We start from the raw sequence: 14,572 nt of genomic DNA, 5'->3' as shown, positions 1-14,572 counted from the left end.
CTACTACACTACCTCCTGTCGCTGCATCGTACCAAGTTACCCCTGTGCTAGATGCTAATGCGTCATTTGCATCTAATGTCTGGATTGGACTTGCTTCACACTCGGTGATGTCTCCTGTACTTGTCGGTGCGGATGGTGCTACAGACTCTGTGATTGTTACCTGCACAACTGCTGAACATGAGTTATTATCTGTAACTGTACAAGTATAATTTCCTGCTGCAAGGTTAGAAGCTGTAGCAGAGGTTCCTCCTGAAGGCGACCATAAATATGTATAAGGTTGAGTTCCTCCTGTAGCTGTAACGGTAGCAGAACCGCTAGAATTTCCATTACAATCTATATTTGTTTGGCTAGTAACAGAAGCCGTAAGGTGAGCAGGAATATTAATTGGTACTGGATAAGTAAATGAATTGGTTACTCCTTTTGAATCGGTTACGGTTAATGTTGCATTTGGATTTACATCTGATATTAAGTAAGTATGTGTTGGATTTGCGTCTGTAGAAGTTCCTCCATTACTAAACGTCCAAGCATAAGTAAAAGGAGGTGTTCCTCCATTTGTAGTTGATGCGAAACTAACTAAATTACTACCTGTATCATCTGTACAATCAACTTCATAAACATATTGAACAGCCAAAGGTGCTGCAAAATAGGTTGAGTTTCCAAAATAACATTGTGAAGATTTATAACTTTTACAATCGTAGGTTGTGGTTTCATCAGCTATTTTTGATGATTCATATACGACTAATATATTATCAAATGCTAAAGTTGAACCACAAGTCCAATTTAGAGTTGTAGTAGTAATTGGAACCTTACCTCCATTTGGATTTCCTTTAGTGGATGCAAGTGTTCCAATATAATGATTTATGTCGTGTTTTACACCATCAATAGTTAATGTGCCAAAAATCCTTACTTCATCTATATCAGTAGCTTGATTCTGTGTATAATTCATCCAAATTATCACATCATAACTATCTTGCCCTGCATTACAAGTAGGAACAACATCCTCTAAAGGTGTTCCATTTAAGTCAGTTGCACTAAGATATACATTTTGAATTTGTACATTATTTGCTGTACAACTATAGCTACAATCTCTAAGATCTGGATATCCTGGAGGGAATGGATTATCCAAAGTTGGAAGAGTTTGAGAAAACAATGAATTAGAAGTAAATACTAACCCAAAAAATACTAATAGGCTTAAGTAATAAAAGAACCTATTATATTTTTTCGAAACGAGTAATTGTAATTTTCTTTTCATAATGATTGATTTTTGCTTGGGAACTTATATCTTTTTAATTAGTTAGTATCGGCTTAAAACACTTATAAGTTAAAACAGATAATAATTTTACTTTTATCTATAAATTATTTAAATCATCCCTCTGTTTATCAACAAAGAAGGGTTTTAACATCTATTTTAATTTGATTTTATGGGGAAATTCACTTTGGTGTGGGGACACTTGACAGAAAATTTCTATTACAAATATAAGTAACATCTGTTACTCTTAATCAACTAATTAATTATTTGCTATAAAAACTATGTAAATGGAAGTTTTTTTACTATAATTGGTTATAAATTCAATTCAAATATAGTAAAAAATTATTTAAACCTCTAAATACCATCAATTTATATTATATTTTATGAGTGCTTTTTAAATATTTCAAAACAATAACGAAAACATTATCGTAAAAAATAGAACGCTTTATTTTATGGTATGCAACAAAATAGTATTTTTGCAATTCTACTAAAAATCTAAAATTTAGAGTTCAATGAAAAAAATAACGAAACAAACCTATATTAAATGGTATAAAGATATGCTGTTTTGGAGGAAGTTTGAAGACAAACTAGCCGCACTTTATATTCAACAAAAGATAAGAGGTTTTCTACATTTATATAACGGTCAAGAAGCTGTTTTAGCAGGTGCATTACACGTTATGAAAGAAAATGATAAAATGATAACTGCTTATAGAAACCATGTACAGCCAATTGGCTTAGGAGTTGATCCTAAAAAAGTTATGGCCGAGTTATTAGGTAAAGACACTGGAACTTCTCATGGATTGGGTGGCTCAATGCATATTTTTTCTCCTGAGCATAATTTTTATGGAGGTCACGGTATTGTTGGAGGACAAATTCCTTTAGGTGCTGGCTTGGCTTTTGCCGATAAATATTTTGAAAGAGATGGTGTAACTCTCACTTACTTTGGTGATGGTGCGGCAAGACAAGGTTCTTTACACGAAACTTTTAATATGGCAATTAATTGGAAATTACCTGTAGTTTTTATTATTGAGAATAATGGTTATGCTATGGGAACATCGGTTAACAGAACTGCAAACCATGAAGATATTTGGAAATTAGGTTTAGGTTATGAAATGCCTTGTGGACCAGTAGACGGAATGAATCCTGTTAAAGTTGCCGAAGCTATGGAAGAAGCAATAGAAAGAGCTCGTAGAGGAGATGGTCCAACTTTATTGGAAATGAAAACTTACAGATATCGTGGACATTCTATGAGTGATGCTCAGAAATATAGAACTAAAGCAGAAGTAGACGAATACCGAAAAATTGATCCAATAACACAAGTTTTAGATATAATCAAAACAAAAAAATACGCAACAGAAAAAGAAATTAAAGAATGGGAAGATGAAGTAAAAACCCATGTTGCAGAATGTCAAAAATTTGCTGAAGAATCCCCATTCCCAGAAAAACAACTTATGTATGACGTTGTTTATGAACAAGAAGATTATCCGTTTTTAAAACATAAATAAAATGGCAGAAATTATTACAATGCCGCGTTTAAGCGACACCATGACTGAAGGTGTAGTTGCTCAGTGGTTAAAAAAAGTGGGAGATAAAATATCCGAAGGAGATATTTTAGCTGAAATTGAAACCGATAAAGCTACTATGGAATTCGAATCCTTTAATGAAGGAACTTTATTACATATTGGTTTAAAAGAAGGGGAAAGCGCTCCTGTAGACTCATTACTTGCAATTATTGGTGATGAGGGTGAAAATGTAGAAGCATTAATTAAAGATTTTAATCAATCGCATAACGCTTCAGTTGAAACTCCAAAAAAAGAAGAAACAAAAACTGTAGTTGAAAACAATAGCTCAAAAGAAAATACAGTTGAAGCACCAGTTCAAGTAAATGTTTCTCAAGAACAAACTTCAACTGGAGGCAGAATAGTTGCTTCTCCACTAGCTAAAAAAATAGCTTCAGAAAAAGGTATAAACTTAGCTAATATTAAGGGAACTGGAGATAATGGCAGAGTTGTAAAACGTGATGTAGAAAACTTCACTCCAAGTGCAACCTCAGCAAATACTACTATTACACAGCCAGTTATTTCTGGACAAGAAAATTTTGAGGAAAGTACTAATTCTCAAATGCGTAAAACTATAGCAAGACGCTTGGCTGAATCTAAATTTACGGCTCCACATTATTATTTAATGTTGGAAATTGATATGGATAATGCTATTGCATCTAGAAAAGCTATTAATGAATTACCTGAAACTAAAGTTTCTTTTAACGATTTAGTAGTAAAAGCAAGTGCTATGGCATTAAAAAAACATCCAAAAGTAAACTCACAGTGGTTTGAAGATAAAACACGTATTAACCATTATGTAAATATTGGTGTTGCAGTTGCAGTTGAAGATGGATTAGTAGTACCTGTTATTCCTTTTACTGACCAAAAGAGTATGACTCAAATTGGAGCAGAAGTTAAAGATTTAGCTATTAGAGCCAAATCAAAAAAATTAACACCTGCAGAAATGGAAGGAAGTACTTTTACAGTTTCTAACCTTGGAATGTTTGGTATTTCAGAATTTACATCCATTATTAATCAACCAAATTCTGCAATTTTATCTGTTGGTGCTATAGTTCAAAAACCCGTAGTTAAAAATGGAGAAATTGTAGTTGGAAATACTATGAAAGTTACTTTAGCTTGTGATCATAGAACTGTTGATGGCGCAACTGGATCGGCATTTTTACAAACCTTAAAACAGTATATTGAAAATCCTGTTACTATGTTAGCTTAATTGCAAATACTGTTTTATTTTATAAAATTAAAAATCCCATTGTTTCAAAAACAATGGGATTTTTAATTAATTATGTACTATATAAATTGTAATTTTTATTTAGATATTACCATTCCTTTTAATGACCAAAGAATAGCTAATACATCTTTTTTTGAATCTTCATCTATAGTGTTTTTGTCTAAAGCGGTAAATATATCATCCATAACATGCATATACTCTGCTGGACTAATATTCATCCCCGTATGAGCATTTACCATATCTTTACCTTTATATATATTTGGTCCTCCACTTCCAGCACTAAAAAAATCAATAGTATGTTGTTTAATCACTGCTAATTGTTCTGGTTTATCCTTTAAAGGTAAAAATCTAGCATTTACCGCTGAATTATTCATATGTGCCTCCACAGTATCCTCTACAATTTTAGTAATACCTTCTTTTCCTCCTAAGCGTTCATAAAGTGTTTTTGTCATAATATTTAATTTTTAGGTTAGTAATTTTATCACAGCCCATTTTAAGAATATATAAAGAAAAACACCGCTACTTTTAATTCAAAAAAGTACAAATTTGGACCATTTAGCTAAAAATGAATCTCTATCCTATGTGTTGTTGTAAATATTTTGAAGGAAGAATATCATATTTATCCTTAAAACACTTTGAAAAATAGGCTGGACTATTAAAGCCTGATTCATAGGCTATTTCAGAAATATTACCGTGTTGTTTATGAAGTAAATCTAGAGCTTTATGTAGCCTATATTCTTTTATAAAGTTATTAGGTGCTTTACCTGTTATACCAATTAACTTACGATATAATTGCGATTTACTATACCCTAACTCTTTACTAAAATCATCTACATTAAAATTTGGGTTATTCCAAATAATATCTACATAATCCATCAACGAAGTAAGAAACTTTTCTTCTGAAATTTTTAATGTTCTAACCAAGTCTTTATCAATAATTGCATTTCTGTTTTCACTTTCGTACAAAGTTTTTACTTCATTAGAAATAACTATTTGATCTTTAACAACTTCACACATTCTTGTTGCTAAATTAATTGCTTCTTCAAAAAAATCACCTTCATCAGAAATTGGAACACCCGAGCTTAAAGCAATTTTAATCTTCCTGTTTTTTAAATCAAATTTAGGAGTTGTAAATTTAAAATTGTATTGGATTTTTAATGCACAAGAAACCGCGTTACTTATCATTTTAAAAGAAACTAAATAATTATTATTGTCTCTCTTTACAATTCTTCCGTTAAAATGTTTTATGGATTTTAGTACACTATTATGAAATTTTTGCATAAATAAACTAAACTGATTTCCCTCTAGTCTATTTAAATAACTGCTGGTTTTTATAACCATAATAGCTCTAAAAGCAGGATCATTTATAATGTTTAGTTCCGTATTTTGAGCTTTAACAGGATCTTCAATTCTACCTAAAAAAGATTCAACAATTTTATCATTAACCTCTATTATTCTATGAGGCAACTCTCCATGTGCATGATTATGCATATTTTGAACGGCCTTTTTATTAGGAGCTTCAATTAAACAAAAAGCGGTTTTTCTTTTTTCATCAAACCAATATGTTAAGCCTCTACAGCCAAACTTATGCTCAACTTTTAAGTCTTGTTGATGCAATTGTGCTACATTTTCGGCTGTAACAGTTTCAGAAACATCATGACGATCCATGTATATTGGCATGCGAATAATTTTACATGCAATATACTAATTTTTCATCAATGTTTAAATCATAATTATTATAACAAACTATATAACAGATAAATACATTAATTTAGTTAAGAACCATTGTAAGAAAGGCAACAAAAAAAATCCTCAATTTTCATTGAGGATTTTAAATATTTTAAAATACTAAAGCTTATTTTTTAAATTTAGCATATTTAGTTTTAAATTTATCAATACGTCCTGCTGTATCAATTAATTTAGTTTTACCTGTATAAAAAGGATGTGAAGTTCTTGAAATTTCTAATTTTACTAAAGGGTATTCAACGCCATCAACATCAATAGTTTCTTTAGTATTAACTGTAGAGCGAGTTAAAAAAATATCTTCATTAGACATATCTTTAAATGCAACAACTCTATAATTTTTTGGATGTATCCCTTTTTTCATCGTGAACTCGTTTTAATTCTATTTTTATTTTTGAGACTGCAAATTTAACTATATTTTTGAAACTTCAAACAAATAATTTATTTTATTTATACAAAATTAAAAAAATTCCATAGTTATTATGCTAAACAAGTCCTTTTATAGTTTAATTATATTTATTTCGCTTATTTCATGCAAAAGTGAATATAAATTTGTTTTAAAAACTCCTAAAAAAATTCAAGTAAATAAAAGCTTAACCATTTCATTGTCAGAAAAAAATGACAAAAAAATTGATTCCGTTCAGTTTTTTATCGATTCTAAAAAATTGAAAACCGAAAACTCAAGCTTAACTATTCCTATTTCAAAATATAAATTAGGGAAGCATACTATTTCTGCATTAGTATTTTATGAAAACAAGACTAAAAAAGTAGAAAAACCGGTTTACTTTATGGCCGATTCTGCGCCAGTACTTTATACTTGTAAAATTATTAACACTTATCCTCATGATCCAAAAGCTTATACGCAAGGATTAGAATATCATGATGGTTATTTATATGAAAGCACAGGCCGAAAAGGTTCTTCCTCTATCAGAAAAGTAGAAATAAAAACTGGTAAAGTATTACAACAAGTTGATTTAGATAAAAAATATTTTGGAGAAGGAATGACTATTTTTAACAATAAAATATATCAGCTTACTTGGCAAAGTGGTGTTGGGTTTATTTACGATTTGGCTACTTTTAAAAAACTAGGTTCTTTTAATTACAAAAAAAGCCGAGAAGGCTGGGGACTTACACACAACAAAACTCGATTAATAAAATCTGACGGAACTGAAAATATCTGGTTTTTAAATCCAGATACACTTGCTGAAGAAAGTTATATTGAAGCCTATACTAATACACAAAAAGTTGAAGAATTAAATGAATTAGAATATATAAATGGAAAAATTTATGCCAATAGATGGCAATTAAACTCTTTAATTATTATCGACCCAACTTCAGGAAAAGTAGATGGTGTAGCAAATTTAAATAGTTTAAAAACTGAAATTGAACATGAACAAGTTATTGATAATGTTGATGAAGTTTTAAATGGCATTGCTTATGATAAAGAACATGATCGCCTTTTTGTTACTGGAAAACTTTGGAGTAAATTGTATGAAATTCAATTAATAAAAAAATAAACTATTACTAATTATTTATACTTTTATAAAAACATTCTAAAAATGCGTAAATTTTTAATTGTAGTAATAATTAGTATAATTGCTTTTACATCCTGCCGAAAAGATTTTTCTGCAGAATTAAGCAGTGGTAATCTTGTTTTTTCAAAAGATACTGTTTTTTTAGACACCGTTTTTACAAATATTGGTTCAAGCACTTATAATTTAAAAGTTTATAATAAAAGCAGCCATGCCATTTCTATTCCCAGCATAAAATTAGGAAGAGGAGAAAATTCATTATACAGATTAAATGTGGATGGAATTCCAGGCAAACAATTTCAAGATGTAGAAATATTAGCTAAAGATAGTATGTATGTTTTTGTTGAAACTACTATTGATTTTAACCAAGTTACAAATCCAATTTATACCGATTCTATTGTTTTTGATAGCGGCGATAAATTACAAGATGTAAAACTAGTTACTTTAGTACAAGACGCACATTTTTTATATCCTTCAAAAGATGCAAATGGTTTAGTGGAGAATCTTAAAATTGGGTTAGATTCTGAAGGAAATGAAATTAAAGTTAATGGGTTTTATTTAGATGACAACACAACTTTTACTAATGAAAAACCTTATGTAATTTATGGTTATTGCGCTGTTCCAAATGGTAAAACACTTACCGTAAATGCTGGAGCCAACATTTATTTTCATGCCAATTCTGGATTAATAATTGATAAAAACGCGACTCTGATTATGAATGGTGAAACCAATAACACCATTAATATTGAAAGTGATAGATTAGAACCAGAGTTTAGTAATGTTCCTGGTCAATGGGGAACCATTTGGTTACGTGCAGGAAGCAAAAATAATTTAATCGAGAATACTATTATTAAAAATGCTTCAGCAGGAATAATAATTGATTCTATAGGAAATAATAACCCAACACTAACCATTAAAAACTCTCAAATATATAATAGTTCTAATTTTGGAATTTTAGGCAGAGAAACTAATATTTACGGAGAAAATTTAGTAGTAAATAATAGTGGGCAATCTTCATTAGCTTGTACTGTTGGTGGAACTTATAATTTTGTGCATGCCACTTTTGCTAATTTTTGGAATCAAAGTTTACGACAATTTCCTAGTGTTTTAATTAATAATTATTTCACTTACATAAAAGATGGAACCGAAGTAATTGAACCTAGAAATTTACAAGCTGCCAATTTTACCAATTGTATTATTGATGGTAATAATAGTATTGAGTTTATTTTAGACAAAGCTGAAGGAGCCGACTTTAATTATAATTTTAAAAATAATTTACTTCGTTTTAACGATTTTAACCAAACCTATGCAGATATTGCTGAATATAATTTTGAAGACACCAGTTTTTACATGAACAATATTTTAAATGGCAATGCCGACTTTAAAAATCCCAATAACAACGAATTAATTATTGGAGAAAATTCTGATGGAATTCAAAATGCAGAGGAAACAGCAAGTCAATTAGTACCTTATGATATTTTAGGAATACTTCGCTCCTCGCCTGCCGATATTGGGGCTTATCAACACATTAATTTTAACTAGTAAATGAAAAACGTAATTATTACAGGAACAAGCAGAGGAATTGGTTTTGAATTGGCACAAATTTTCGCAAAAAACAATTATAATGTATTAGCTATTTCGCGCAATACAAAAACATTAAGTTCACTTTCTTTAAAAAATATTACAACTCTTGCAGTAGATTTAGCGGATGAAAAAGAAATAAATAAAGTAACCGAATTTATTACCAATAATTGGAAAACCGTTGATATTTTAATTAATAACGCAGGAAAACTAATTAATAAACCTTTTGAAAAATTAACCTCTGATGATTTTTTAGAAGTTTACAAAGTGAATGTTTTTGCAGTTGCTGAACTAACTCGTCAAATTATTCCTTTTTTAAAAAAAGGCAGTCACGTAGTAAATATTAGTAGTATTGGTGGCATTCAAGGAAGTGTTAAGTTCCCTGGATTAGCAGCTTACAGTTCATCTAAAGGCGCTTTATTAACACTTACGGAATTATTAGCAGAAGAATTTAAAGAAAAACAAATTGCTTTTAATGCTTTAGCTTTAGGAGCCGTACAAACCGAAATGTTAGAAGAAGCATTTCCAGGATATAAAGCATCAATTACTGCAGCTGAAATGGCAGCATATATTTTTAATTTTGCTTTAACTGGAAACAAATTTTATAACGGAAAAATATTACAAGTTTCTTCAACAACTCCCTAATTTATGATAGAGGATTTACACAAATATATACCCGAAAATTCTATTTCGTTAGTGGAAGAAATTCTTAGAAAAAATCCAATTACTATAAAAATAGTAAATAAAAGAACTACCAAACACGGAGATTTTAGAAAAACTAAAAATGGATTTCTACAAATAACTATTAACAACAGTTTAAATAAATACCAGTTTTTACTAACGCTTATACACGAAATTGCCCATTTTGTAACGCATCAACAACATAAAACGGTAAAACCTCACGGAAAAGAATGGAAACTAAATTTTCAACATTTAATGTTACCATTTTTACAACCAACAATATTTCCTAAAAAATTACTTCCTAGCCTAGCTAATTATTTAAAAAATCCAAAGGCAAGTACTGGTTCAGATGTGAAATTAACTTTTGAACTTAATCAATACAACAATACTTCTGATAAAAATTTTATATTCGAAATACCCGAAGGAAGTATTTTTACTTTTAAAAACAAAAATTACAAAAAAGGGATAAAAAGAAGAACGCGTTTTGAATGTGTAGAAATTGCTTCAAAAAAAGTATATTTATTCAATCAAAATGCCGAAATTACTCTATAAAAAAATTAAAATGAACAAAAATTATTACGCAGTTATTATGGCTGGTGGTGTTGGCTCTCGTTTTTGGCCAATAAGCACTAAAAAATTACCTAAACAATTTCATGATATGTTAGGTAAAGGAAATACTTTAATTCAACAAACATTTAAACGGTTTGAAAGTTTAATTCCTTCTGAAAATATTTTTATTGCTACCAATGAAAATTATGCAGATTTAGTGCAAAAACAACTTCCAGAAATTGCAACTAAACAAATAGTTTTAGAACCCGAAATGCGAAATACAGCACCTTGTATTTTATTAAGCGCTTTAAAAATTTACAAAGAAAACCCTAATGCAGTAATCATAATAGCTCCTTCTGATCATTGGATTGAAAATGAATCTGAATTTTTAAATAACGTTTCCACAGCTTTTAATTTTTGCAAAAATAATGATGCATTATTCACTTTAGGAATTACTCCAAACTCACCAAATACAGGTTATGGATATATTCAATTTAAACATTCAGAAGATTCTATTAAAAAAGTTATAAATTTTACAGAGAAACCTAATTTAGAAAAGACTAAAGAATTTTTAGCAAGTGGAAATTATCTTTGGAATGCTGGAATTTTTGTTTGGAGTGTAAAAAGCATTATAAACTCCTTTAAAACACATTTGCCTAAAATGTATGATCTTTTTGCAGAAGGAAACACAAACTATAACACTTCTTCAGAAAAGGAATTTATTAAAACTAATTATAAAAAATCTGAAAATATTTCTATCGATTTTGGTATCATGGAAAAAGCTGATAATGTGTTTGTTTTACCGGTTGATTTTGGTTGGAACGACCTTGGAACTTGGGGATCTTTATATGAAAAATTGCCAAAAGATAATCAACAAAATGCAAGTATTGGCGCAAATGTTATTTATAGAGATTCTGAGAACAATATGCTAGCTACACAATCTGGAAAAAAAGTAGTAATACAGGGTTTAAAAGATTTTATTATTGTTGAAAAAGAAGATGTATTACTTATTTGCCCAAAAAGTAACGAACAAGATATTAAAGAAATAACACAAAATGTAAAAAAAGAATTTGGCGATACTTATGTTTAATTAAAAACAATACTATGGAAACCAAAAATGGACTATCTACCCCCAAAAATGAGCAAAACAACAATCCAAACTCAGAAGTTGAGTTTAAATCAGTTTGGGCAGTTATAAAAGATTTTTTATACCATTTATTGGATATTAGACATGATACCGATAAAAAAGGAACTATTGAAGATATAAAAAACAATATTTCCATTAAAGGCCACACAGCTTGGGTACTTGTATTTTCAATTTTAATAGCCTCTATTGGACTCAATATAAGTTCAACGGCAGTAGTAATTGGAGCGATGCTTATTTCGCCTTTAATGGGGCCAATTTTAGGTGTTGGCTTATCTATTGGTATTAATGATATTGACACCCTAAGGCGTTCTCTAATTAACTTAGGAGTTATGATGGGATTAAGTATAGGAACCTCATTTTTGTTTTTTTTAATTCCAATATTTAGAAACGAAACTCCAGAAATTTTAGCAAGAACTGCTCCTGATGTACGCGATGTTTTTATTGCAATTGCTGGTGGACTTGCATTAATAGTTGCACTAAGCAGAAGAAGTAAACAAACTAATACTATTGCAGGTGTAGCTATTGCAACTGCATTAATGCCTCCTCTTTGTACTGCAGGCTACGGGTTAGCAACTTGGAATTTCAGCTATTTTGGTGGCGCACTTTTCTTATTTACTATTAACACCATATTTATTGCTTTGGCAACTTTTGTAATTGTAAAATATTTACGCTTTCCAATGCTTAAATATATTAATTCTACTAAAAGAAAAAGAATAGCACGTTTAGCATCTTTTGTTGCCTTAATAATTTTTACAGGAAGCATTTATCTATTTATTAATTTATTTAATCAAAATCAATTCAAACAGTCTGCTCAACAATTAATTGATGATATTAAAAAAAGTGGTATAAGTATTATTGATGAAGTAGATAATAACATAAATTATGAAAATAAAAGCATAAAATTAGTGGTGTACGGCACCAAACTATCTAATGAAAAAATAGAGGATTGGAGAGCTAAATTACCCGATTATGGCTTACAAAATACACAACTAATTATTCAACAAGGACAAGATGATTCCGATTTACGCAAAGAAGTACAAAACTTAACAGATTTATACTTACAAAATCATAAAATAATTACTTTAAGAGATGAAACCATAAAAGAAAAAGACGCTAAAATAAATGTTTTAGAAACAGAATTAACCAACTATTATAATAACCAAATTCCTTTTTTACAAATAAGTAAAGAAGCTAAAATAAATTATACTGGATTGTCAAATTTGAGTTACGCAAAACAAATAGAAACTAACTTTAATAAAATAGACACATTAACGGTGTTTAAAACTCAATGGTACGATTCTATTACCAATAAAGAACAACAAAAACTTCAATTAAAAAATTGGCTTAAAATTAGGCTTAAACTAGATACTTTGGTTGTAAACTAAAAAAATCGAGCAAATTGCTCGATTTTTTTGTGGTGAGAGGAGGATTCGAACCTCCGAAGCTTGCGCAGCAGATTTACAGTCTGCCCTCGTTGGCCACTTGAGTATCTCACCATTTTAAACTAAATAGCTTCTCTGTTTTGAGAAGCTATTGTGACCTGGCTGGGGCTCGAACCCAGGACCACCTCCTTAAAAGGGAGGTGCTCTACCAACTGAGCTACCAGGTCATCTTTTTCCTTTTTAGCGGCTGCAAATATATAAGGTTATTTTTTAAAAAACAACCTTATTTTCTATTTAGTTTCATTTAAATAAACCTCTCTAACTTTTTTAAATAAGTTAGAGGAATACACAAAATCTACAATCGCCTCATTTTCAGTTTTAAATATTTCTTTATTCGTTCCTTCCCATGCTTTTACCCCGTTTTTTAGGAACACAATTTTTTCTCCAATTTCCATTACCGAATTCATATCATGTGAATTTATAATAGTTATCATTTGGTATTCTTTAGTAATTTCTTGTATTAAATTATCAATTACTGTTGCGGTATTTGGATCTAATCCAGAGTTTGGTTCATCACAAAAAAGATATTTAGGATTCATCACAATTGCCCTTGCAATTGCCACCCGTTTTTGCATTCCTCCTGAAAGTTCTGCTGGAAATTTACTGTTTACATTTTCTAAATTAACACGCTTTAAAACTGTATTTACTCTTTCTAACATGTCTTCAAAAGAATTATTGGTAAACATTTTTAATGGAAACATTACATTTTCTTCTATTGTTAAGGAATCATATAAAGCGCCTCCTTGAAAAACCATTCCCATTTCTTGCCTTAATTGTCTATGTTCTTTATCTTTTAAATCCTCATAATCTCTCCCATCAAATATTATAGAACCTTTTTCGTGTTTATGTAATCCTAATAAGCATTTCAAAAAAACGGTTTTTCCAGAACCACTTTGCCCAATTATCATACTGGTTTTACCCTTTTCGAAAGTTGTAGATATTCCTTTTAAAACTGGAGTACCATCAAATTCTTTATATAAATTTTTTACTTCAATCATTTATCCTAAAAGCATTTGAGTTAAGAAATAATTTAACAAAATAATTACTACGCTGGTCCAAACAACTGCTTGGGTACTTGCTCTACCAACTTCTAAAGAACCACCTTTAACATAATAACCATGGTATGATGGTATAGTAGCAATAACAAAGGCAAATACTAACGTTTTTATAACTGCGTACTTAACAAAATAGGGGTTAAAATCTAATTGTATTCCATAAATATAGTCTTCACTAAAAAACAACGCAGTTAAAACTCCCGCAAAATATCCTCCAACAATTCCTAAAAACATGGCTAATAATATTAATAAAGGATAAAAAAACAATGCTGCTATAATTTTGGGTAAAACTAAATAATTTAGTGAATTAATCCCCATAACATCTAAAGCATCTATTTGTTCTGTAACCCTCATAGTTCCAATACTAGACGAGATATAAGATCCTACTTTACCAGCCAGAATGATACTCATAAAAGTAGGCGCAAACTCTAAAATCATAGATCTTTTAGTAGCAAAACCTATTAAATACTTTGGAATAAATGGACTATCAACATTTAAAGCGGTCTGAATAGCTACAACTCCTCCTACAAAAAAAGAAATAAAAGTAATAATACCTAATGATTTTAAACCTAGATCTTCAACTTCTCTAAAAAGCATTTCTTTAAAAACTGACCATTTTTGTGGCTTTTTAAATACTTGCTTTAGCATAATAAAATACTTTCCAATATGCTCTATATAGTTCATTAAAATTTCTTTTTGGCTAAAATATTAAATTAATGTTAGGTAAAATATTTTTGTAACAAAAAAAACAAACAGGTTTAAAAAAAGCCATACTTTTGAAGCATTATTAAGTAACTAAAATA

At 29.7% G+C, this 14,572-nt stretch carries 14 protein-coding genes and 2 tRNA genes; 8 read left to right on the top strand and 8 right to left on the bottom strand.

Features of this window, described 5'->3' with window-relative positions; all coding sequences use genetic code 11:
* The coding region (locus R3342_RS12815; RefSeq protein ID WP_318940754.1) for a PKD domain-containing protein at positions 1–1,252 on the bottom strand (1,252 nt) is incomplete at its 3' end.
* A gap of 509 nt (positions 1,253–1,761) precedes the next feature.
* Here R3342_RS12815 and pdhA point away from each other — a divergent pair.
* Positions 1,762–2,754: a pyruvate dehydrogenase (acetyl-transferring) E1 component subunit alpha gene (pdhA, locus tag R3342_RS12810; RefSeq protein ID WP_318940753.1), complete on the top strand. Its 993-nt coding sequence runs from the start codon at positions 1,762–1,764 to the stop codon at positions 2,752–2,754.
* 1 nt (position 2,755) lies between these two features.
* Complete coding sequence (locus R3342_RS12805) at positions 2,756–4,021, top strand: pyruvate dehydrogenase complex dihydrolipoamide acetyltransferase (RefSeq protein WP_318940752.1); 1,266 nt, start codon at positions 2,756–2,758, stop codon at positions 4,019–4,021.
* A gap of 95 nt (positions 4,022–4,116) precedes the next feature.
* On the opposite strand, the gene R3342_RS12800 is transcribed toward R3342_RS12805, so the two are convergent.
* The 3 genes from R3342_RS12800 to R3342_RS12790 form a co-directional block, all read right to left on the bottom strand.
* Complete coding sequence (locus R3342_RS12800; protein ID WP_318940751.1) at positions 4,117–4,491, bottom strand: group 1 truncated hemoglobin; 375 nt, start codon at positions 4,489–4,491, stop codon at positions 4,117–4,119.
* A gap of 121 nt (positions 4,492–4,612) precedes the next feature.
* Positions 4,613–5,719 (bottom strand): nickel-binding protein, encoded by a 1,107-nt coding sequence (locus R3342_RS12795; protein WP_318940750.1) that lies wholly within the window; start codon positions 5,717–5,719, stop codon positions 4,613–4,615.
* Positions 5,720–5,894: 175 nt separating this feature from the next.
* Positions 5,895–6,146 (bottom strand): type B 50S ribosomal protein L31, encoded by a 252-nt coding sequence (locus tag R3342_RS12790; RefSeq protein ID WP_318940749.1) that lies wholly within the window; start codon positions 6,144–6,146, stop codon positions 5,895–5,897.
* A gap of 118 nt (positions 6,147–6,264) precedes the next feature.
* Here R3342_RS12790 and R3342_RS12785 point away from each other — a divergent pair, with 118 nt between their 5' ends.
* Genes R3342_RS12785 through R3342_RS12760 form a run of 6 tightly spaced genes read left to right on the top strand, consistent with a single transcriptional unit; the run spans position 6,265 to position 12,657 of the window.
* Entirely contained in the window at positions 6,265–7,299 is a 1,035-nt protein-coding gene (locus R3342_RS12785) for a glutaminyl-peptide cyclotransferase (protein WP_318940748.1), read from the top strand.
* Between the two features lie 42 nt (positions 7,300–7,341).
* Entirely contained in the window at positions 7,342–8,856 is a 1,515-nt protein-coding gene (locus R3342_RS12780) for a hypothetical protein (RefSeq protein WP_318940747.1), read from the top strand.
* A 3-nt stretch (positions 8,857–8,859) separates the two neighbouring features.
* Positions 8,860–9,540, top strand: a complete 681-nt coding sequence (locus tag R3342_RS12775; RefSeq protein ID WP_318940746.1) for an SDR family oxidoreductase — start codon at positions 8,860–8,862, stop codon at positions 9,538–9,540.
* Positions 9,541–9,543: 3 nt separating this feature from the next.
* Positions 9,544–10,128 (top strand): SprT-like domain-containing protein, encoded by a 585-nt coding sequence (locus R3342_RS12770; RefSeq protein ID WP_318940745.1) that lies wholly within the window; start codon positions 9,544–9,546, stop codon positions 10,126–10,128.
* A 10-nt stretch (positions 10,129–10,138) separates the two neighbouring features.
* Positions 10,139–11,215: a mannose-1-phosphate guanylyltransferase gene (locus R3342_RS12765; protein ID WP_318940744.1), complete on the top strand. Its 1,077-nt coding sequence runs from the start codon at positions 10,139–10,141 to the stop codon at positions 11,213–11,215.
* A 14-nt stretch (positions 11,216–11,229) separates the two neighbouring features.
* Positions 11,230–12,657 (top strand): DUF389 domain-containing protein, encoded by a 1,428-nt coding sequence (locus R3342_RS12760; protein WP_318940743.1) that lies wholly within the window; start codon positions 11,230–11,232, stop codon positions 12,655–12,657.
* A 30-nt stretch (positions 12,658–12,687) separates the two neighbouring features.
* Here R3342_RS12760 and R3342_RS12755 read toward each other — a convergent pair.
* The 4 genes from R3342_RS12755 to R3342_RS12740 form a co-directional block, all read right to left on the bottom strand.
* Positions 12,688–12,768, bottom strand: a tRNA-Tyr gene (locus tag R3342_RS12755).
* 40 nt (positions 12,769–12,808) lie between these two features.
* Positions 12,809–12,881 (bottom strand) — tRNA-Lys (locus R3342_RS12750).
* Between the two features lie 63 nt (positions 12,882–12,944).
* Complete coding sequence (locus R3342_RS12745) at positions 12,945–13,712, bottom strand: ABC transporter ATP-binding protein (protein ID WP_318940742.1); 768 nt, start codon at positions 13,710–13,712, stop codon at positions 12,945–12,947.
* Entirely contained in the window at positions 13,713–14,453 is a 741-nt protein-coding gene (locus R3342_RS12740) for an ABC transporter permease (protein ID WP_318940741.1), read from the bottom strand.
* Between the last annotated feature and the right edge of the window lie 119 nt (positions 14,454–14,572).

It is taken from the genome of Lutibacter sp. (assembly GCF_033723435.1).
Lineage (GTDB): Bacteria > Bacteroidota > Bacteroidia > Flavobacteriales > Flavobacteriaceae > Lutibacter.
The sequence above is the reverse complement of the archived record's forward strand: the minus strand, read 5'-3'. Positions and strand labels throughout refer to the sequence as shown.